Genomic DNA, 21,386 nt, shown 5'->3' with positions numbered 1-21,386 from the left:
TAGAAAGAATTCCAATTTATTTTTGGAAGTTAACTATTTCTGTTTCAATCTAGGCATAAAGGGTGGCATAAAAAGTGGAAGAGCAACGTTTAGATCCGGAACACTTATTAGAAAAATGGAAGAAAAACGAACAAAGCCTGAGGTCTGGTCGACTGAAGGTTTTCTTCGGTTATGCAGCTGGCGTAGGGAAAACTTACGCTATGTTAAAAGAAGCCCATGAACAACAAGAAGAAGGTAAAACTGTTTTAGTTGGCTATGTAGAACCACATGCCCGTCCAGAAACAGAAGCATTAGTAGCCGGTTTGCCTGCTTTAGCAATAAAAGAGTATGACTATAAAGGGATCACGATCAATGAATTCGATGTAGATGCTGCTTTACAAGCTAAACCAGATATTATTTTGGTTGATGAATTAGCGCATACAAATGCGATCGGTACTAGGAATAAAAAAAGATACCAAGATATTGAAGAATTGTTGAAAGCGGGGATCGACGTTTATACAACGGTCAATGTCCAGCATATTGAAAGCTTGAACGACGTAGTTGAACAAGTTACGGGTGTTCATATTTCCGAAACCGTACCAGACACTTTTTTTGAAACAAGTTCATTAAAAGTCGTCGATATTGAAACAGAAGAGCTGTTGGAACGCCTGAAACAAGGGAAAATCTACCACTCAGAAAATGCCAAAAAAGCAATGGCTAATTTTTTCAAAACAGATAATTTAACCTTATTACGGGGGTTGGCGATTCGTAAAGCTTCAGATCACATCAATACAAGTAACCAGCAGGAAACACAAAAAAATACAGGTATCCATTCTAAATTACTGACGATCATTGATGAAACGAATCCTGATATGACAAAAAAATGCCTCCGCTGGACCGCTCGTTTGGCACAAGCATTAGGGACCGAATGGATTGCATTGGAAATTTTGGAGGATATGTCTGAGCATTCAGAGTCAGATAATTCAAAATTAGCTGTAAAACTTGGTGGTGAAGTGATCACCTTAGAGAGTGATAATCAAAGAGAAACGATCATTCAATATGTGCAGATGCGTGGTGTTACCGATTTGGTAATGGGAAAAGCGATCAAGCGCTCTCGTTTTATTCGTCTGTATCGTCCAGATTTAGAAGATGAATTAGTCGGTTTTATCCCAGAGGTCGATATTCATTTAGTTCCCTATCAGTCTAATAAATACTTATTAAATAAGTATGCTGCTAAGAAAAAGAATCTCCAAAGTATTTTTACCTGGAAAGACTTTTATATGACGATCGGATTGCTGGTAATTGCAACGTTGTTATCTGAATTAGGTTCATATTTTGACATTGGAGATCAAAATTTGATCTTGATCTACATTCTTTTTGTGTTGCTGGTAGCACGAATAACCACAGGCTATTTGTGGGCGGCGTTGGCCTCGATTGCTAGTGTTTTGATGTTCAACTGGTTTTTTGTTGAGCCACTATATTCCTTAACCGTTTATAAACAAGGGTATCCAGTGACGTTGATTTTCATGCTTTTAGTGGCATTATTAGTTAGTAACTTGATGATGCAAATCAAAAAACAAGCTTTTTATGCAATGAAACGTGAACATCAACTAGAAATTTTATATGAACTCAACAAGAAATACCTTGTTACTCACGATCAAAAAGAAATTTTAGCGACAACCGCTGACTATTTATCGAATATGTTGGATAGAGAAGTTGTTTTATATGGGGAATATGAGCTGAAAAATCCAACTGGTGCACCAATTAAAGGACCTTTGAGAAGTCTGGAGGAATTGGCGGTTGCTAACTGGGTATTTGTCAATCAAAAACAGGCAGGTTATGGAACAGATACATTAATGGGTGCCAAAGCACTCTATTTACCCGTGTTATCAAATGGAATCACCTTAGCAGTTATTGGCATCGAAAAAAGTAAAGAAAATCCAATCACAGATGAAGTCATCAGCTTTTTAGAATTGATTTCTACGCAACTGGCTTTAGCTATTGAACAGAACAAATCAACCTCAGAACGGCAGCAAATTTTATTCGAAAGTGAAAAAGAACGGATGCGTGGGAATTTACTGCGGGCGATTTCCCATGACTTACGAACACCGCTTACTGGAATTTCTGGTTCTGTAGAAACGATTTTAGATGACAGCAATACGAGTAAACTCCCTGAAGAAACGAAGCGGAAACTACTTGTCGGAATCAAAGAAGATGCAGATTGGCTGATTCGCATGGTCGAAAACCTATTGTCGATCACGCGAATCAATGAAGAAACAATGAAAGTTGCCAAAAGTAAAGAAGCCGCGGAAGAAGTCGTCGCTTCGGCGATTAAGCGGATCAGAAAAAGTTATCCAGACAGTGAAATCATTGTAACGTTGCCAGATGAATTTGTTTTAGTTCCAATGGATTCTATTTTGATTGAACAAGTTTTGTTTAATTTGATGGAAAACGCGATTCGTCATTCAGACACTAGCACTCCAATTCATGTTTCAGTTTCATTATACGAAAAAGAAATCATCTTTGAAGTAGCAGATCAAGGGAAAGGCTTGACTGCAGAACAAATCAAGGTATTGTATAATGGGATGGCGAAACAAAGTACACCAGTGGACTCTAAAAGTGGAATGGGCATCGGATTATCGATTGTTAAAACGATCATTATGGCGCATGATGGTACCCTTAATGCGGCCAACAAACCGCAAGGCGGCGCAATTTTCACCTTTACTTTACCGCTTGAGAGAAAGGAGCAAAAATAATGGCCACGATTTTGATTATTGAAGACGACGATGTGATTGCTGAATTTATTGGTGCTGTTTTAGAAAAAGAAAAACACACGATTCATTTAGCTCATTCTGCGTTAGAAGGTCTATCGACATTTCGGATGTGGTCAATGGATCTGATTTTATTAGACCTAGGGTTGCCTGATCAAGATGGAATCGAAGTCTTGAAAAAAATTCGGGAAACATCTCCTATACCGATCATTATTATCTCCGCTCGTGATCATGAAAATAACAAAGTCGAAGCGTTGGATCTAGGTGCGGATGACTATATTACCAAACCTTTTGGTACTCCAGAATTACTTGCTAGGATCAGAACAGCGTTAAGACATGCCAGTAATAATATTAATGCTCCAGCAGAAATAAAAAAAATCATCAATGGTGAGTTATGCATCGATATTGAACATCATACCGTTACTAAGCAAGGAAAAGTGATCCACCTAACGCCAAATGAATACAAAATCATCCAAGTACTCGGTGAAAATATTGGAAAAGTGCTGACACACACGTCTATTTCGCAAAAAGTTTGGGGACCTTATAGTAATGAGAGTCAAACCTTACGAGTCAATATGTCGAATATTCGCAAAAAAATCGAAGATAATCCAGTTGAACCAGAATATATTTTGACAGAGATCGGGATCGGTTATCGAATGTTGGAAAAATAGAGTAAAACAGGCTAAGATAAAAACAGAAATGTTTTGTCCTAGTCTGTTTTGTTCCGCTACAGCTAAGAAAATTGATGGTAAAATAAAAAGAAAAAACGTATACAAAAGGTGGGCTGAAGATGAAGGTTGTAACAGCGATTGATTCTATGAAAGGATCAATGTCCAGTATTGAAGCGAATCAAATCATTACGGACCTATTTACTGAAAGAGGACACGAAGTCAAAGCCGTCGCGATTGCTGATGGTGGTGAAGGAACCGTTTCAGCCGTTGTGAAAAATGGTAATGGACAAAAAGTAACAGTTCCCGTTCAAGCGTTAAACGGAAAAATAGTGAATGTTGATTTTGGCTGGTTTGATTCAAAGAAATTAGCTGTGATTGAATCAGCTGCAGCTTCTGGTATTCAGTATTTAGATGGGACTGAAAAGACTCATCCGGCAAATACCTCTTCATATGGGACTGGAGAACTGATTTTGGCAGCGGTTGGTCACGGAGCTCAAACGATTGTGATTGGGTTAGGCGGAACAGGAACTGTTGATGGCGGACTTGGTTTGCTTAGTGCCTTAGGTATTGAATTTTTTGACCATGAAAACCAGCTGTTGTCAGCTAATGGTGGTAGCCTGGGGAAAATCGCTCATTATTCGACGCACCGTTTAGATCCATGTCTAGCAGATATTACGTTTTTGATTGCTTCTGATGTGGAGAGTCCTTTACTTGGTCCATCAGGCGCTGTCTACATGTTTGGGCAGCAAAAAGGATTAACGAAGGATGAATTGTCCAACTACGAAGGCAATATGAAACATTATCAAAAAGTAGTAAGTGGAATAGATGCTTCTTTTGTGGGAGATGGTGCAGCGGGCGGACTTGGCTTTGCTATCAGAGTCTTTTTAAAAGGAACTATTCGTTCTGGGTTTGAATTTATTTCGGAACAAACCAATTTAGAAACAGCGATTGAACAAGCTGATTTAGTCATTACTGGTGAAGGTCAGTTGGATGATCAAAGCCTTCAGGGAAAGGTACCTGTTGGAATTGGGCGGATCGCTCAAAAATACAATGTACCAGTGATCGCTTTCGTAGGTAGTTTTACTGGGGAGCAAAAACGATTTAGTGAGGAAGGTGTTTCGGTGATCATCCCAATCATTGATCGTATTACGACACTGGCTGAAGCGATGGATGAGGCCAAATCAAACTTGCATAAAGTAGCAATTCGAACCTTAACTTTATTGATGTTGCTGAAGAACTGAGGTATCCTATGTGAATTTATGCTCAGTTGCTTGTTATAAAAAGTATTGTAAAACAATGTTTGTTAGCGCTAACAGCTGATGGATGTTGTTTTTTTATCAAACTTAAGTCCGTAAAATATAGGTCTTAGGTACCATGACAAGAGGGAGTAATTACCGCAAAATGATAAGAGAAAGAAGCAGGAAGGAGTAAATGAAAATAGGGGAAACTGGTTTGGGAAAAAATAATGTAATCAAACAAACAATGATAGAATCAATGGAGGGGAAAACATGTCTGTAATTGAAGCAAGAAATATCAAGAAAAGCTATGGCCGTAATGAATCAAAGTTTGATGCATTAAAAGGTGTGGATCTAAAAGTAGAAGAAGGTGAATCGGTTGCGATCATCGGGAAAAGTGGATCAGGAAAATCAACATTTATGCATATTTTAGCATTGTTAGATAAACCATCATCAGGTGAAATTTTATTAAATGATCAAGATGTAACGAGTATCAGTAAAAAAGAGTTAGATAAAACAAGAAATAAACAATTTGGATTTGTATTTCAGCAATTTTTCATGAATTCTAAAGATACAGTCTTAAATAATGTTATGTTACCGTTAAAAATCGGCGGTATTTCAAATAGTAAACGTAAAGAAATGGCACTTGAAGCACTGAGAGCCGTTGAATTAGATGACAAAGTCAATAATAAAGCCAACAACCTATCTGGTGGCCAAAAACAACGAGTTTGTATTGCACGTGCTTTAGTTAATAATCCTAAAATCATTTTTGCAGATGAACCTACAGGAAACCTAGATTCGACGACAGGTGATAAGATCGAGCAGCTACTATTTGACTTGAACAAAGAAAAAGGAATCACTCTGATTATTGTCACGCATGATCCAGAACTTGCTGCGCGTTGTGATCGACAAATCCATGTTCGCGACGGATTAATTGTGGGAGGGAACGAATAAATGAAATTTAGTGATATTTTAAAATCAGCTAGTTCAAATTTAATGCGTAACAAAGGGCGGACGATTCTAACGATCGTAGCCATCTTTATAGGAGCATTTACAATTTCACTGACAACCGGAGTCAATATTGGGGTCAATGATTACATCGATAAACAAGTTGGTAGTGTCGGTGGTCAAAATCAAATCATGATCCAACCAAAAATGAGTGGGAGCACTGGTGAAGAAGGCGAACCACAGAAATATGATGAGGACAAAAAAACAAGTTCTATGCAGCAACAAGAAGCTTTAGATAGCAAAGATCTTGAAAAAATTAAAGAAATCAAAGGAATCAAAAATGCGGAAGCAATGAAATCTGTTTCAACAAGTTATATTTCAGGAAAGAACGATGAAAAATATGTCTTTTCAGGAATGCCGATGGTAGAAGAATTGAGTGTAGATTTGGAAGCAGGTAAAGCGGCAGATCAAAATAGTTCAGAGTTTCAAATCAATTTAGCGCCAGAATATGTGAAATCTTTAGGCTATAAATCAAGTGAAGAAGCAATTGGGAAAACCGTTAAAATTGCAGCCCCCTCAGCTGCTACTGGAGAAGAAAAAGTAGTAGAAGCGACCATCGTTGGTGTCCGTAATACAAGCTTGATCCAAGGCGGGATGTCGTTAATGAACCGTTCTCTTGCTGATGAAATCTCAAAAATCAACGAAGAAGGATTACCAGAAGCGATGAAAGGACAATACGGTCTGATCATGGGTGAAATGAGTAAAGATGTAACCAAAACAGAAATCGCAGATGTGAAAGAACGCTTAGATAAAGCAGGCTATATGGGACAAACAGTTGAAGACCAGATTGGTATGATCAGAAACGTGATCAATGCAATCACAGGTGTTCTAACAATGTTTGGTGCGATTGCCTTATTAGCGGCAAGCTTCGGGATCATCAATACATTATATATGTCAGTGCAAGAACGTACTAGAGAAATCGGTTTGATGAAAGCCATGGGACTTAGCAGTGGGAAAGTCTTTACGATTTTCAGTGTAGAAGCAGCATTGATTGGATTTTTAGGTTCTTTATTAGGAATTTTAGGAGCAGTCGGAGCAGGTGCATTGATCAATCAAATTGCAGCTGATTCCTTCTTAAAATCATTAACAGGCTTTACCTTGATTCAATTTTCAGCATCGTCCTCTGCTGTGATTATTCTAGTAATCATGGGAATTGCCTTCCTTGCAGGAACACTGCCAGCAAGAAGAGCAGCGAAACTAGATCCAATTGAATCATTACGTTATGAATAAGTAGTAAATATGGATAAGAACAAAACGGTCAGCGTTTTGTTCTTATTTTTTGTAAGCATATTTTTTACCTAAATAAAAAATAAAGAGTATACTGAGTTCACATTTAAACAAAACGGAGGAACCCTAAACATGAAAGCAGTAGTCATCAATCAATATGGTGGTAAAGAAGAATTAGTTGAGCAAGATGTAACATTACCTGAATTAAAAGAAAACCAAGTCCTTGTCAAAGAACAGGCAACATCGATCAATCCAATCGACTGGAAATTAAGAGAAGGATATTTGAAACAAATGTTTGACTGGCCGTTTCCAATTATTTTAGGCTGGGATGTGGCAGGCGTAATCACCGAAGTGGGCAGCTCAGTGACTGACTGGAAAGTGGGCGATAAAGTATTTGCTCGTCCTGAAACAACCCGTTTTGGCACGTATGCAGAAGAAACGATCGTGGATGAAAATCTATTAGCGAAAATTCCAGAGAATATTAGTTTCGAAGAAGCCGCAGCTGTTCCTTTAGCTGGATTAACGGCATTACAAGCACTTTTTGATCATGGAAAACTTCAAAGTGGCGAAAAAGTTTTGATTCATGCAGGAGCTGGTGGTGTTGGTACGTATGCAATCCAATTAGCAAAACAAGCGGGAGCTTATGTCATTACGACGGCCAGTGAGAAAAATCATGATCTATTAGAAAAATTAGGGGCAGATGAAATCATCGATTATCATACAACCAATTTTGCTGAAGTGCTGACAGATATCGATTTAGTCTTTGATACGATGGGTGGCGATATCCAAAAATCAAGTTTTTCTGTACTAAAACCAAATACAGGACGTTTGATTTCAATCGTTGGCATCGCAGATGAAGCGTTGGCTAAAGAAAAAAATATCCATGCCGAAAGCATTTGGCTTCAAACAAATGGCAAACAGCTTCAAGAAATTGCTGATTTAATGGCTTCAGGTAAAGTAATTTCAGTGATTGGCGAAGTTTTCCCATTTTCTAGACAAGGGGTTTATGATGCACATGCATTGAGTGAAACCCATCATGCCGTTGGGAAAATCATTGTAAAAATGGCTGACTAAACAAATAAACCATCCTCAATCTATATGTGTATTGAGGATGGTTTATTTCGTTGTTTTTCCTGCTCTAAAGCGAACTAGTTCTAGTAATCCTGGTAATTCTTGCTGGATATAATCTTGATTTAAAACATAGGTTTTAGTCGTGCCAATTTTGATTTCCTGAATCAGTTGAGCGTCTTTGAGTAATTTTATGTGATGAGATAAGGTGGATTTTACAATATTGTATTTTTCTGACGTTATTCGTTTTTCACCATCAATCAGTAAACAAGTAACAATGTTTAAACGGATCGGATCACTAATTGCTTGTAACGCTTGAAGAACAAGATCATTGTTATCAGTAGTCATTTTATTTTTCATAAACAGATTATAACATAAACTTTCTACTTTACATATTACTTAGAGAGTGCTATATTTTAAATGTTCGAAAACAATCGAACAAACGAGAGAAAAGAGGGATATAATGGAAAACATATATATAGAAAATAATTTTGATACGATTATGAAAGGCAGAAGATCAATTCGTAACTACGATCCGACAGTTAAAATCAGTCGTGAAGAAATGGAACAAATCATCAACGATACAGTAAAAGCACCCTCTTCAGTGAACATGCAACCTTGGCGCTTTGTTGTTGTTGAAAGTGATGCAGGAAAAGATGTCTTAGCTCCTTTGGTTCGTTTTAATAAAGTACAAAATGAAACATCTGCTGCTATGATCGTTGTTTTTGGCGATTTAAATAGTTTTGAACATGCAGAGAAAATCTACGGGACAGCAGTTGAACAAGAGCTGATGCCTAAAGAAGTCAAAGAACGTCAATTAGAAGTCTTAAGTCCATTATTTGAACAAATGTCGATGGAAGATAAAAAAGAAATGGCAACGATCGATGGTGCATTAGCTGCAATGAATTTAATGTTAGTAGCAAGAGCATATGGTTATGATACAAATCCAATCGGTGGTTTTGAGCGCGAACACATTGCTGAAGCATTAGATATGGATAAAGAACGTTACTATCCAGTAATGATCGTTTCAATCGGTAAAGCCAATGAAGAAGGCTACCCATCTTATCGCTTACCAGCAACTGATATTACAACTTGGAAATAGGAGGAGCAATTCGATGCATGTTATTCCCTTAGTGTTAGCTGTGATTGTTGCACTTGAACACTATTACATTTTATATTTAGAAATGTTCCAAACAACTTCCCCTACAGCACAGCGTAGTTTTGGCTTAGATAAAGAATTTTTGGCTGATCCTAGAGTACAGACCTTATTCAAAAATCAAGGACTATATAATGGCTTTTTAGCGACAGGAATTTTATGGGGTGCATTTTTTGCAGCTAATAGTTGGAGTGTCGTGACATTCTTTATTCTTTGTGTGGTTGTTGCAGCAGTTTATGGGGGTCTGACTTCCTCTAAATCAATTTTGATAAAACAGGGGTTGCCAGCAATTATTACATTCATTACACTTTTGATTTTTAAATAACCAGAGAAAAGGTTAAGGCGAGAAATCTCTTGTCTTAGGCTTTTTTCTTTTATTTTGAAAAAAACTTATAAAAAGTAAGACAAATCACTTTACTTACTTTTAGTAAGAGTATATACTGTGAAAGTAATCTAAAAATTAATTGAAAAAGAAAAGGAGCAATACACATGACAGAATTTATTCAAGCTTTAAAAAAACGCCGTTCAATTTACTCTTTAGGAGATAACTTACCTCAATCACACGAAGAAATCACAGCTTTCGTGAAAGAAATCGTTAGAGAAAGTCCAACATCTTTCAACTCACAAACACAACGAGTGGTTTTCTTATTCGACGATGCCCATAAAAAATTATGGTCAATGACAGAAGAAGCTTTGAAACCTTTGACACCTGCAGAAGCTTTCCCAAATACACAAGCGAAATTACAAAGTTTTGCAGCTGGAACGGGAACATTACTTTTCTTTGAAGATATGGATATCGTGAAAAATTTACAAGAACAATTTGAATTATATGCGGATAACTTCCCAGTATGGTCAGAACAAGCAAGTGGTTTGACTCAAGCAAACGTTTGGACTGCATTAGCTCAAAAAAATATCGGTGCTAACTTACAACATTACAACCCAGTAATTGATGAAGCTGTAGCAAAAGAATGGTCTATTCCAAGCAACTGGAAATTAAGAGCACAACTTGTTTTTGGTTCGATCGAAGCTGAAGCTGGCGAAAAAGAATACATGGAAGATAGCGCGCGTTTCTTAGAATTTAACTAATTACGAGCAAATGGAGGAGAAAAGTATGGTGTATGCATTACCGAAAACAACGATCGTAAAACAAGTGAAATTGAACGTTGGAAATCTAGAAGCAATGATAGACTTTTATACGCAGATGATTGGACTTGTTTTACTGAAAAAAGAAGGAAAGACAGCCTTCTTAGGTGCACAAGATGCTTCTGAATCCATTGTGGTTTTAGAAGAACTTGTTGATCCTGTGGTGAATAACAAAACGACAGGATTGTATCATACTGCTTTTCTCTTACCTTCTCGTAAAGATTTAGGCAATAGTCTTTTATGGCTGATGCAAAATAATATTGAAATTGGTGCTGCTGATCATGGCTATAGTGAAGCCATTTATCTGACTGACCCAGAAGGCAATGGTATCGAAATCTATCGAGATAAACCAATGACTGAATGGGATATTCAGGCTGATGGAGAAATTATTGGTGTGACGGAAGAGTTGGATGCCGACGGTGTCGTTGCAGCCTCTGATGGTCAATGGTTAGGGATGGCACTAGGATCAAAAATTGGACATGTCCATTTACAAGTAGCGGACTTAGATGAGACCGAGAAATTCTATGAACAGCTTGGGTTTTCTTTGAAGTCTAATTTTGGTGGTAGAGCTAAATTCTTTGCCGCAGGATTGTACCATCATCATATTGGGACAAATACTTGGAATGGTCGAAATATAGCCTTGATTGGTGAAAATCAGTTAGGTTTGGCTTGGTATTCGTTTCAATTACCGTCTAAAGAGGAGTTTGAGTTATTTGTTAACTATCTTGATGAGACGTCGATCGAATATGTAAATGAGAATGACCAAATAACCATTCAAGATCCAAACGGGATGCAAATCAAGTTTGGATGTTGAGTTGGAAAAGTTAACTTCTTGAGGGAGGTTGACTTTTTTTTGTTTTAGAGAACTAGCACTTTTGGTTAGGAATAATGGGGAGTTGAGAAGAAATTGTTTTTTGGTAGAAAAAGAGAAACTATGAATAATATAATAATTGAGCTGGACTCTTTTGGGTAACTTGACATTAATCAATCAACCAAAGATTGAAAGACAAATTGATTAGAAAATAATCTTTGAACACTAGGTAAAGAAATGGATCAAAACGGAATAGTTTGATAGCGTATGACGATTATTAGAAATAGTTAGAGTTGGAACTAATATTTTTTCAGTGACAATTTTGACTGTAAGTTAAATATAAACTATAAGAGCTGTTAGATTATTGTTGAATTTTAAACATATGAAAATCATGATGTTTTTTTATATGTTCTGAAAAGCTACATAACTATAAAATTAAATAGAATGTTTCCAGAAAATAAATCGCTAACAAGTAATAATGTTATTATTAAAAAAATACTATAATAGCATCGTAAAAATATTTTTTAGTTGATAAGGATTATTTGTACTATAACTAAAGACTTGTTTAATGCCTTCTTTTATATAATTAGAAAGATGTCGTCTGTTTGTTACATCAATATCAGCTAAATTGATTGGAGAAAAGGGCAGGTCGATAACTGAAACTAAAATGTTCTTTCTATTGTTTTAAAAAGAGGGATGTATACATTATCTTCTTGATTAACCTTTTATCTGCAAATAGTGTATGTGTCAAGTTAAAAACTTGAGTTGACTAAAGTGTAAATAAGTTAAAAATATTGTGTAATTTTCGATTTTTTGTTATTATTAAAAACATCAAATTTATACTCTTAGGGGAGTAGCTGACGGCTGTTTGACAGCTGTGATAATATCAACAGTAAGTTAATTGAGAAGTCAATTTTCTGGTATTATATTAAACGGTAAGACCTAAGATAATCATTCGATTCGGTAGAATGATTATCTTAGGTCTTTTTATTTGAGGCTAGACATATTTGGAAGTGGAGGAATTGTATTGTTAGAAAAAACATATTATCAAGAATCAATCGAACAACTGATTAAATTATTTGATTCAAATAAAGAAGGTCTTTGTAATGAGCAAGCAAAAAAAATACTGGAAACGAACGGTTATAATGAATTAAAAGGAAGAAAACAAGTACCAGTTTGGAAACTATTTTTAGAAACGTTCAAAGATGTGATGGTTGTTGTACTTTTGCTTGTGGCAATGGTACAGATGCTTTTGGGCTCTATAGTCGAGTCGTTCGTTATTTTAGCTGTTTTAATCATCAACTCAATTGTGAGTGTAGTTCAAACAAAAAAGGCAGAGGACTCTCTCAATGCATTGAAAAAGCTATCGTCACCTTCTGCAAAAGTATTACGTGACAATAAAGCAATTATGATCCCAGCAAGAGAAGTAGTCGTTGGAGATATTGTTTTGTTAGATACGGGGGATTTTGTTCCAGCAGATGGTCGTTTATTAGAAGAGAGTAGTTTAAAAATAGATGAAGGAATGCTGACCGGTGAGTCCGTTCCAGTCGAAAAAAAAGTAACTATATTACATAAAACGGCTCAAGTTGGGGATCGTATTAATATGGTTTTTAGTGGGACACTTGTCGTATATGGTCGCGGTAAATTTTTAGTTACAAATATAGGAACAACCACTGAAATTGGAAAAGTTGCCGATCTATTAAATAATGCCACCTCTAATGCAACACCACTACAGCGTAACCTAGATCATTTTTCAAAAAAATTAGGGATTGCGATTTTATTTCTGTCAGTAATGATTTTTGGTATTCAAACAGCTCGTATTTTTATTGAAGGATCAACTGATATTTGGCCAAGTGTGATTAATGCATTTATGTTTGCCGTCGCTGTCGCTGTCGCTGCAATTCCAGAAGCATTGCAATCAATTGTAACGATTGTATTGTCATTAGGAACTAATCGGATGGCGAAAGAGCATGCGATTATCAGAAAACTTTCAGCAGTAGAAACTCTGGGGTCTACTAGTATTATATGTACGGATAAAACAGGAACATTAACTCAAAATAAAATGACAGTAGTGAAAGCATATTTATTTAACGAAAAAAATATGGATATTGAAGAATTTTTGACTGAGGATAAACGTTTGTTGCTTAACACGGCGATTCTTGCGAACGATGCCTCAATTAATGAAGCAGGTAGGAAAATAGGTGATCCTACAGAGATTGCTCTTATTGATTTTGCGGAAAAATTGGCGATTGATCCAACTGATATTAGACAAGCTTATCCTCGATTAGCAGAATTGCCCTTCGATTCAGATCGCAAAATGATGTCTACAGTTCATGAGATTAACGGACAAAAAATGTTATTAGTCAAGGGTGCGCCAGACGTGATCATATCGTTAAGTACACGGTATTTAAATAGTAATCAAGAGCATAAACTGGTTAGGAGTTCACTTGAAACATTAACTACAAAAATTGAGGAATTTTCCAAAGAAGCATTACGTGTTCTAGCTTTTGCCTATAAACCGGTAAATACTGAACAAGTTACACTAGATGACGAAACAGATTTTACTTTCATTGGCTTATTAGCAATGATTGATCCGCCACGTGATGAAGTTTTCGATGCAATTAAACAAGCAAAAAGGGCCGGAATTAAATCGATAATGATTACTGGGGACCATAAAACGACAGCTCGTGCGATTGCAGAAAATATTGGCTTGTATGAAAAGGGTGATTTGGCACTAACGGGAGCGGAATTAGATGAATTAAGTGAAGAAGAATTGAGTGAACAACTGGAAAATGTTTCTGTTTACGCTCGCGTGTCACCAGAAAATAAAATTCGTATCGTTAGAGCTTGGCAGAATAAAGGCAATATTTCTGCTATGACAGGTGATGGTGTAAACGATGCACCAGCACTTAAGCAAGCAGATATTGGAATTGCAATGGGAACAGGAACCGAAGTCGCTAAAGATGCTGCTGCTATGGTATTAACTGATGATAACTTTGTTTCGATCGTTCGGGCGATAGCAGTTGGACGCCAAGTATTTGATAACATAAAAAAATCAGTCGCTTATCTTTTTGCGGGGAATTTAGGAGCAATCATCGCTATTGTTTTTGCTCTTGTTATGGATTGGAATAACCCGTTTACAGCACTGCAGTTATTATTTATCAATTTAGTTAATGACTCAGTTCCCGCGATTGCTTTAGGAACTGAGAAAGCTGAAAAAAATATAATGCATCGTAAGCCAAGGGATCCAAACGAAGGGATTTTTTCCGGTGAAACATTAATCTCTGTTACGTATCGCGGAATATTAATCGGGGGAGCTGTCATCATTGCACAATTTATAGGAATGCAGCAATCAATTAATTTGGGAGTAGCGATGGCCTTTTCAACACTTATTTTAGCTAGAACATTACAGATTTTCCCAGCAAGATCAAACAGTCAAACAGCAATTCTTCTAGGAATATTTAAGAATAAGGCAGTTAATTATGCAGTGTTATTCTGTAGTTTGTTGTATGGATTTACACTATTACCAGGTGTACGAAATATCTTTTCTATACCAGCAATATTTGGCTTAAAAGAGTTTGTAATTTCATTGGGGCTAGCAATAGCCGCAATAATTATAATGGAATGTTCAAAAGTAATTATTGTGGGGTTATTAAAGCGAAAACGCTGATTTCAGCAGAAAAAGTAAGAGGGAAGAAAAGTGAAAAAAGCCCATAATTACCTAGTAAGCAAATTTGAAATCAAAGAAGAATAAAGTTTCTGTTAATAAAAAGGCGCAGAAAAAAATGATGTACTAGAGCGAGCACTTCCAATTTTAGTGTAGGAAAAAATAATTCTGCCAAAAAATGAATGAACAATAAAAGAAAGTTAGTAAAAAAGTTTACTCACTTTCTTTTTTTAGGTTTACAAGTATCCAAGCATAAGATGGCTAGTCTATAAGCAAGGACGATCATAATTATTGATAATTTGTTCATTAAGCGAAATCAACAATAATGTGTATTAAGTTCTATTAAAATAAGTTATCTTCTTAGTTAGTTCACTGGGAACAGATAAAATAAACACAATCAACCATCAACTATACATAAATCACCTGATAATGCTAAAAAATGATATACTTATAATAGAACAATTAAGAAAGGGTGTAAAAAATGTGTACAAATATTACGTTAACTTCAACAAATAAAGATATATTTTTTGGACGTACAATGGATTTAAATATGTCTATGTTTGGTGAAGACTCTGGAATTGACCTAAATGTGAAGCTAGTTTCTATACCAAAAAACATAACAATCGAGAGTCAATTAAAACCATGGAAGAGCAAATACTCGGTATTAGGCGTATGTTCAAAGGACACGACTATTTTATACGATGGTATCAATGAGTATGGTCTTACAGGTGACTGTCAGGTATTGGTAGAGGCGACAAGGAGCAAAACTACGGAAATCGAAGCAAAGGGTAAGATTCCAGTCATGGGGGAAGAGTTTGTGACTTTTGTCTTAACAAATTTTAAAAATATTCAAGAGATTAGAAATTCATATGTAGATTTCATGTTGACAGATCAGCCTTTTATGTATGAGGGGGCTCCCTTACAGTTTCCGTTACACTATACGTTTATCGATACTACAGGGGATGGAATTGTGTTAGAGCCTGTAATGTCGGGTGGATTTAAATTATATGACTATATTGATGTAATGACCAATAGTCCAGAATATGATTACCATACTGTGAATATCAGAAATTACATTGGTCTTGAAAATGTAGGAGTATCTGAAAAAAAGATCAACAATACGACTACCCTCCAGCCTATTGAAAATGGAACAGGTTATGGATTATTAGGCATTCCAGGTGATTATACTTCTCCTTCTCGTTTTATTCGTAGCTTTTACTATAAAAATATGTTAGATACGTTCGAGTCAGATAAAGGTATAAATACTTTATACTCAATTTTCAGACCGCTCATTGTGCCAAGGGGATTAGAACATGCTAATAAAGAAGAGAAAATTACCGATTATACACGCTATTGGTCAGGCTATGATGTAACCAATCGAACAGTTTACATTCAAACGGGTGAAGGGTTAGCTATTACGTCTAAAGAACTTGATAATTCATCGACAGAGATTACTTACAGTGAGATTAAGTTGGATAATTATATTTATAAAACGCATTAATTAAAATGAGCAATTTTTATTGCACTAGGCAGTTACCGCATTCTTGATTAAATCAAGTAGCCCACTGGTCATTCGATCAGTAGGCTTTTCATGAGTAGAAAGAAAAATTATACAAATTATTTTGTTGCTTGGATTCAATTACTATGGCGTGGAGTGTCAAATGCTTAAATTAAAATAGTTGTTTGTTTATGTTTCATTTTTGAAGATAAAGTGTTTAGTCAGCAATCACATTTTTTATTTGGTAGTTACTATGATAGACTAGTTTAAAAGTCGTTGGAGGTAATAAAATTGAAAAATGAGTATATTCAAATTTGTAATGCTACACAAAACAATTTAAAAAATGTATCCGTCAAAATTCCAAAACATCAGTTGACTGTCGTAACGGGTGTTTCGGGTTCTGGAAAATCTTCTTTAGTATTTGACACATTAGCTGCGGAATCTCGCAGAGAATTAAATGATACATTTTCCAGTTATATTCAACACATGTTACCTAAGTATGGACGACCAACAGTTGAAAAAATCGAAAATTTACCAGTAGCTATTCCAATTGAACAAAAAAAGTTATCCGCTAATTCTCGCTCAACCGTCGGAACGTATACAGAAATCTATACCTTTTTGAGACTACTTTTTTCTAGAGTCGGAAAGCCATTTATTGGGTATTCAGATTCATTTTCATTTAATCACCCAGATGGTAAATGTCCTATCTGTGATGGTTTAGGGTATGTAACGGAAATGGATATTCATAAGTTGATTGACTTTAATAAGTCTTTAAATGAAAGTCCGATTGACTTTCCAACGTTTGGTTTTGATGCTTGGCGCTGGAAACGATATGCGTATAGCGGATTATTTGACTTAGATAAGAAAATCAAAGATTATTCTCCAGAAGAATTAGAGTTATTATTGAACGCTCCCCAACAAAAGTTGAAAAATCCACCTGCACAATGGCCAAAAACTGCGTTATACGAAGGGATTATTCCCAGAATAAACCGTAGTATTTTGCATAAGGATGATGCTAAAAGACACAAAAAACAGATAGACTCTTTTGTTACGACTAAAATCTGCCCTGAATGTCGAGGCAATCGTGTTAACAGACGAGTGAGAAGTTGCAAAATTAATGGGAAAAGCATTGCAGACACAGTTCAATTATCTTTAGAAGAACTGGTTGAATTTATTGAAACGATTGACATTGATTTAGCACAAGAAATTAAAGAAGAGATTCTTAGCCGTTTACATGCGCTGATTAATATTGGATTGAACTATTTAACGTTGGGTCGATCGACTGGAAGTTTATCTGGTGGAGAAGCTCAAAGGATTCGAATCGCAAAACACATTACTAATGCCTTGAATGATGTGTTGTATGTTTTGGATGAGCCGAGTGCTGGGTTGCATCCAAAGGATATTGATCGAATAAAAATGGCCTTGAGAATTTTAAGAGATAAAGGGAATACAGTTGTTTTAGTAGAGCATAATCCACAATTAATAGAAATTGCTGATTACATTATTGATGTAGGCCCGAAAGCTGGAGAAGCAGGCGGTGAAATTCAGTTCACTGGGTCTTATGCTGATTTTATGAAACAAGATACGGCTACAAGTATAGCCATAAGAAGTAAAGTTGCCTTAAAAACAAAAAATCGAGAACCAAAAGGTATGCTGGCAGTTAAGAACGTGACCGGTCATAATTTACAAGGTTTTTCAACCAATATCCCTTTACAAACGTTGACTGTTTTATGTGGTGTAGCTGGCTCAGGAAAATCATCTTTAGGGGAAGAAATTCTTCAAGCAGCAATTGAACAAGAGTTAGAAGTGGTTTCTATTTCTCAAAAGAGTATAGGTGTTAACTTACGATCAACACCTTTAACCTATTTGAATATTTTTGGGGACATTCGACAATTGTTTGCAGAGGAGAATAACGTTAGTCCAGCTTTGTTCAGCTATAATTCGCAAGGTGCTTGTCCTCATTGCAAAGGAAAAGGTGTAATTGTCTCAAATATGGCATTTATGGACGATGTTGTCACTACTTGTGAAAGTTGTCAAGGCACTCGTTATAAGCCGGAAGTTTTGTCGTACACTTATCGTAATAAAACGATTGTAAATATTTTAGACATGACGGTTACAGAAAGTCGCGATTTTTTCAACGATACTCCTTTTAAAAATAAATTGCAGACAATTGTTGAAGTAGGGTTGGGCTACTTGAGGCTTCATCAGTCTTTGTCAACTCTTTCAGGTGGAGAGTTACAGCGGTTGAAGTTAGCTAATCAATTATATAAAAAGGGTGCTTTGTATTTGCTAGATGAGCCTACTGACGGCTTACATCTAACAGATATTAACAATTTACTAAATTTATTTAATCAGTTAGTAGATAACGGGAATACTGTAGTCTTGTTAGAGCATCATTTAAGTGCAATAAGACAAGCAGATTGGTTGATTGAGTTAGGGCCTGAAGGCGGTACTAAAGGTGGTAAACTGATGTTTGAAGGTACGCCATTAGAACTAGCAAACTCAGGTGATAAGATTACAGGAATCTATCTTTGATAAAAGTATAAGATTAATAGAAAGGCTATTAGCAGACAAGAATACTATGTTATTTAACTTCAAAACAGAGACAGCCGTTATAATGACAAATAATCTACGCGTTACTTAATACGTGGATGGCTCCTATACTAGAAATACGGACAAAATGTTCGCTATAATCTATTAAAGGAGCTTTTTATTATGCAGATAAAAAACACAGCAACAAGATATTTAAAAGAGTTTAGAGAATCAATGGTCTCATTGTCTCATTGAGTCAGACCGGTCAGTCAGTTAACTCATCATCGAAAGAATACACCATAAGTATCTCTCAACAAAAGAGCGAGAATTACTAAAAGAAAATAAACGATTGAAAAAAATGCTATTTAAAGCGACCGACGGTGTTTGTGGCAAAGAATTGGAGGCCAAAAGACGAGTATCTGTCTTACATGTCGTTTGTATCAATTTAGAAGTAATGCACGGCATTAAGCATAGTTTAACGGTTTTTAAAATCCCAAGAACCACCTATTATGAGTATTTAAACTGGACACCTAACAATCGAATTTTTAGATGACAACAGATAAAAGAAAAAATATTGAAAACCTGGTTAACCTATCCAATGTATGGATATCCGAGAATGACAATATACTTTAAAGAAAATCTGAATACTCTTGTTAACGCTTATCTTATTTACCCCCTTATACGTGAATTAAGTATTCAATCTCGAATGATAAAGAAAATGAAAAACACTAAATCCTATATTGAAGTTGTTCAATTACTTAATTTAATCAGAAAGGGGAAAGAGGCAAAGCAATATAATGATGCAACAGCTGACTTAAAGGATGAGTATTATTGGTAGTTATTTATAGCATTGTTGCAGGTATACTAATAGTATTGTTGAATATTTTTTTATTGTTCTATTGGATCAGAAGAAAAAATAAAAAATCGAAGAAGGTTCAAAAAAGAAAGGTATCAAAAATTAAAATCACAAGACATGACACTTGGAAAAAGAGTGTTGGTGTTCAGTCGAACGAAACGGTGTGTGTTGAAAATCTTTAGTGACTTGTTATTAATTGTAAAAATGCTTTAGAAGCATTAGAAAAAATTTGATTTTTTTTCCATATAATATTAACGGCAGAGGTAAGTGAGGGGGAAAAAGGAACGAAAGTCAGATTTGTATGTTTTGTTTCAATTATCCCATCAATGCATACGGCGCTTGCTGTATTTTGTTTTACAAGTAACGAAGCATTGAACAATAAATTATAAGTACCGATAACATTCACAGAATCTATACTTTTACCAAGCCATTCAGCGAATTGATTATTTACTAAAGATTGATTGGATAGTAATAAAGGAAAACCTGATATATCTTTTGGAATAATGATTTTTTTAGTTGCAAGTAAATTTTCGTTATTTACGAGAATGCCCCAATTATCAACAGAGGAAAGACGAATATAGTCATATTTTTGTTTTTCAACAGGATCAATAACTAGTCTGAAATCAAGCAAACCTTTATCAATTTTATCCAAAACGTCATCTGCATGTCCACTATAAAGGTTAATTTTTATTTCTGGAAATTTCGATTGTAGTTGAGTAAAATGACTGGAGATAAATTCAAAAGCTCTTGTTTCACCGTCACCAACAGTGATTTCACCAATGATCAATTCATTTGACTGTATATTTGAGGTCGTATTTTCTATCAAAGATAAGATTTCCTTTCCTCTATTTACTAAATAGTTTCCTTCTTCAGTAATTACGATCTTTCGATTACCTCTTATAAATAATTGGACACCGAGTTCTTCTTTTAGCTCTTTTAGTTGTTTTGAAAGTGTAGGTTGGGAAAGATGCAAGGCCATAGCAGCCTTGCTAATTGTTTTTTCTCTGGCAACAGTTAAAAAGTAATTTAGTACTCTTATTTCCATATGTATCCATTTCCCATAGTTTTTAGTTATAGATATCTATTATATATAAGTATTATTCACGTGTAAAGGATGAACTTATAATAAAAGATAGATAAGGAGGGATAATATGGAAGATTATGATTTATTAACACAAGTATTAAATAAAGATATATTAGTTTGTTCTGATTTGAATGAAAAAATTCAGTCAGTGAAAAAAGAAAATGAACGTTTATTAGTAGAACTAAATACAAACTATAGATCGAATGAAGAAATGTTGTCCTATTTAGAAAAGATCACTCAAAAAACAATAGATTCGTCAAATACTATTTTTCAACCTTTTTATAGTGATTTTGTTAGACATATTGTCTTTGGAAAAAACATTTTTATTTTATTAATAATAATGTGCTCTTTGTTGATTTAGTTGGAATTACAATAGAAGATGATGTTCTAATTGGACCATTTGCACGTTTGATAACTGTCAATCATTTAGTTGATCATGATTATAGAAGAGGGTTAAATGTAGACCCAATAGTAGTAAAAAAAATGCTTGGATAGGTTCAAATGTAACTATTTTACCTGGAATAACGATTGGAGAGAACTCAATTATTGCAGCGGATTCCACTGTTACAAAAGATGTGCCCGATAATGTAATCGTTGCGGGAAGTCCAGCAACGATATTTCGAACAATTCGAGAACAGAGGTAAATCAAGAAAAACAAAAAACGAAAATTAGAGGAGATG

At 35.4% G+C, this 21,386-nt stretch carries 17 protein-coding genes and 1 pseudogene; 16 read left to right on the top strand and 2 right to left on the bottom strand.

From position 1 onward, the window contains the following. Positions 1-74: 74 nt before the first annotated feature. From A5866_RS08350 to A5866_RS08325, 6 genes are all read left to right on the top strand, one after another. Positions 75-2,735 (top strand): sensor histidine kinase, encoded by a 2,661-nt coding sequence (locus A5866_RS08350; protein WP_086443821.1) that lies wholly within the window; start codon positions 75-77, stop codon positions 2,733-2,735. Continuing rightward, the gene (locus tag A5866_RS08345; RefSeq protein ID WP_086278456.1) at positions 2,735-3,421 is read left to right on the top strand and encodes a response regulator transcription factor; all 687 of its coding nucleotides are present in this window, start codon (positions 2,735-2,737) and stop codon (positions 3,419-3,421) included. Before A5866_RS08350 ends, A5866_RS08345 begins: the two co-directional genes overlap by 1 nt. Before the next feature lie 119 nt (positions 3,422-3,540). Continuing rightward, entirely contained in the window at positions 3,541-4,662 is a 1,122-nt protein-coding gene (locus tag A5866_RS08340) for a glycerate kinase (RefSeq protein ID WP_086443822.1), read from the top strand. Positions 4,663-4,929: 267 nt separating this feature from the next. Further along, a complete protein-coding gene (locus A5866_RS08335; protein WP_086278458.1) occupies positions 4,930-5,610 on the top strand; it encodes an ABC transporter ATP-binding protein in 681 nt (226 codons plus the stop codon). Continuing rightward, positions 5,611-6,894 carry an ABC transporter permease gene (locus A5866_RS08330; protein WP_086443823.1) on the top strand — a complete coding sequence of 428 codons (1,284 nt, stop codon included), beginning with the start codon at positions 5,611-5,613 and terminating at the stop codon, positions 6,892-6,894. It begins immediately after the preceding gene. Positions 6,895-7,023: 129 nt separating this feature from the next. Beyond that, positions 7,024-7,965, top strand: coding sequence for an NADP-dependent oxidoreductase (locus tag A5866_RS08325; RefSeq protein WP_086443824.1), 942 nt, complete (start codon positions 7,024-7,026; stop codon positions 7,963-7,965). Between the two features lie 42 nt (positions 7,966-8,007). Here the strand turns inward: A5866_RS08325 and A5866_RS08320 are convergent, their stop codons facing one another. After that, positions 8,008-8,307 carry an ArsR/SmtB family transcription factor gene (locus tag A5866_RS08320; protein ID WP_254907247.1) on the bottom strand — a complete coding sequence of 100 codons (300 nt, stop codon included), beginning with the start codon at positions 8,305-8,307 and terminating at the stop codon, positions 8,008-8,010. Positions 8,308-8,422: 115 nt separating this feature from the next. Here A5866_RS08320 and A5866_RS08315 point away from each other — a divergent pair, with 115 nt between their 5' ends. From A5866_RS08315 to A5866_RS17070, 9 genes are all read left to right on the top strand, one after another. Continuing rightward, positions 8,423-9,061, top strand: coding sequence for a nitroreductase family protein (locus A5866_RS08315; protein WP_086443825.1), 639 nt, complete (start codon positions 8,423-8,425; stop codon positions 9,059-9,061). 13 nt (positions 9,062-9,074) lie between these two features. After that, on the top strand, positions 9,075-9,440 hold the full coding sequence (locus A5866_RS08310; RefSeq protein WP_086443826.1) for a DUF1304 domain-containing protein: 366 nt from the start codon (positions 9,075-9,077) through the stop codon (positions 9,438-9,440). 164 nt (positions 9,441-9,604) lie between these two features. Next, positions 9,605-10,201, top strand: coding sequence for a nitroreductase family protein (locus A5866_RS08305; protein WP_086278464.1), 597 nt, complete (start codon positions 9,605-9,607; stop codon positions 10,199-10,201). A gap of 25 nt (positions 10,202-10,226) precedes the next feature. Continuing rightward, positions 10,227-11,072 (top strand): VOC family protein, encoded by an 846-nt coding sequence (locus A5866_RS08300; protein ID WP_086443827.1) that lies wholly within the window; start codon positions 10,227-10,229, stop codon positions 11,070-11,072. Positions 11,073-12,096: 1,024 nt separating this feature from the next. Beyond that, positions 12,097-14,739, top strand: coding sequence for a cation-translocating P-type ATPase (locus A5866_RS08295; RefSeq protein WP_086443828.1), 2,643 nt, complete (start codon positions 12,097-12,099; stop codon positions 14,737-14,739). Between the two features lie 478 nt (positions 14,740-15,217). Next, a complete protein-coding gene (locus tag A5866_RS08290) occupies positions 15,218-16,237 on the top strand; it encodes a linear amide C-N hydrolase (RefSeq protein ID WP_086443829.1) in 1,020 nt (339 codons plus the stop codon). A 288-nt stretch (positions 16,238-16,525) separates the two neighbouring features. Then, positions 16,526-18,769 carry an ATP-binding cassette domain-containing protein gene (locus A5866_RS08285; RefSeq protein WP_086443830.1) on the top strand — a complete coding sequence of 748 codons (2,244 nt, stop codon included), beginning with the start codon at positions 16,526-16,528 and terminating at the stop codon, positions 18,767-18,769. 346 nt (positions 18,770-19,115) lie between these two features. After that, positions 19,116-19,319 carry a hypothetical protein gene (locus tag A5866_RS08280; protein ID WP_140335114.1) on the top strand — a complete coding sequence of 68 codons (204 nt, stop codon included), beginning with the start codon at positions 19,116-19,118 and terminating at the stop codon, positions 19,317-19,319. Positions 19,320-19,325: 6 nt separating this feature from the next. Beyond that, positions 19,326-19,604: a hypothetical protein gene (locus tag A5866_RS17070; RefSeq protein WP_422389671.1), complete on the top strand. Its 279-nt coding sequence runs from the start codon at positions 19,326-19,328 to the stop codon at positions 19,602-19,604. A 196-nt stretch (positions 19,605-19,800) separates the two neighbouring features. On the opposite strand, the gene A5866_RS08275 is transcribed toward A5866_RS17070, so the two are convergent. Continuing rightward, complete coding sequence (locus tag A5866_RS08275) at positions 19,801-20,667, bottom strand: LysR family transcriptional regulator (protein WP_086443833.1); 867 nt, start codon at positions 20,665-20,667, stop codon at positions 19,801-19,803. 106 nt (positions 20,668-20,773) lie between these two features. Here A5866_RS08275 and A5866_RS08270 point away from each other — a divergent pair. Continuing rightward, positions 20,774-21,350: pseudogene (locus A5866_RS08270) on the top strand (acyltransferase). The last annotated feature ends 36 nt before the right edge of the window (positions 21,351-21,386 follow it).

It is taken from the genome of Enterococcus sp. 12C11_DIV0727, from assembly GCF_002148425.2.
GTDB classification, from domain to species: domain Bacteria; phylum Bacillota; class Bacilli; order Lactobacillales; family Enterococcaceae; genus Enterococcus_L; species Enterococcus_L lemimoniae.
Note: the sequence above shows the minus strand (reverse complement) of the source record. Positions and strands in the feature narration are given on the sequence as shown.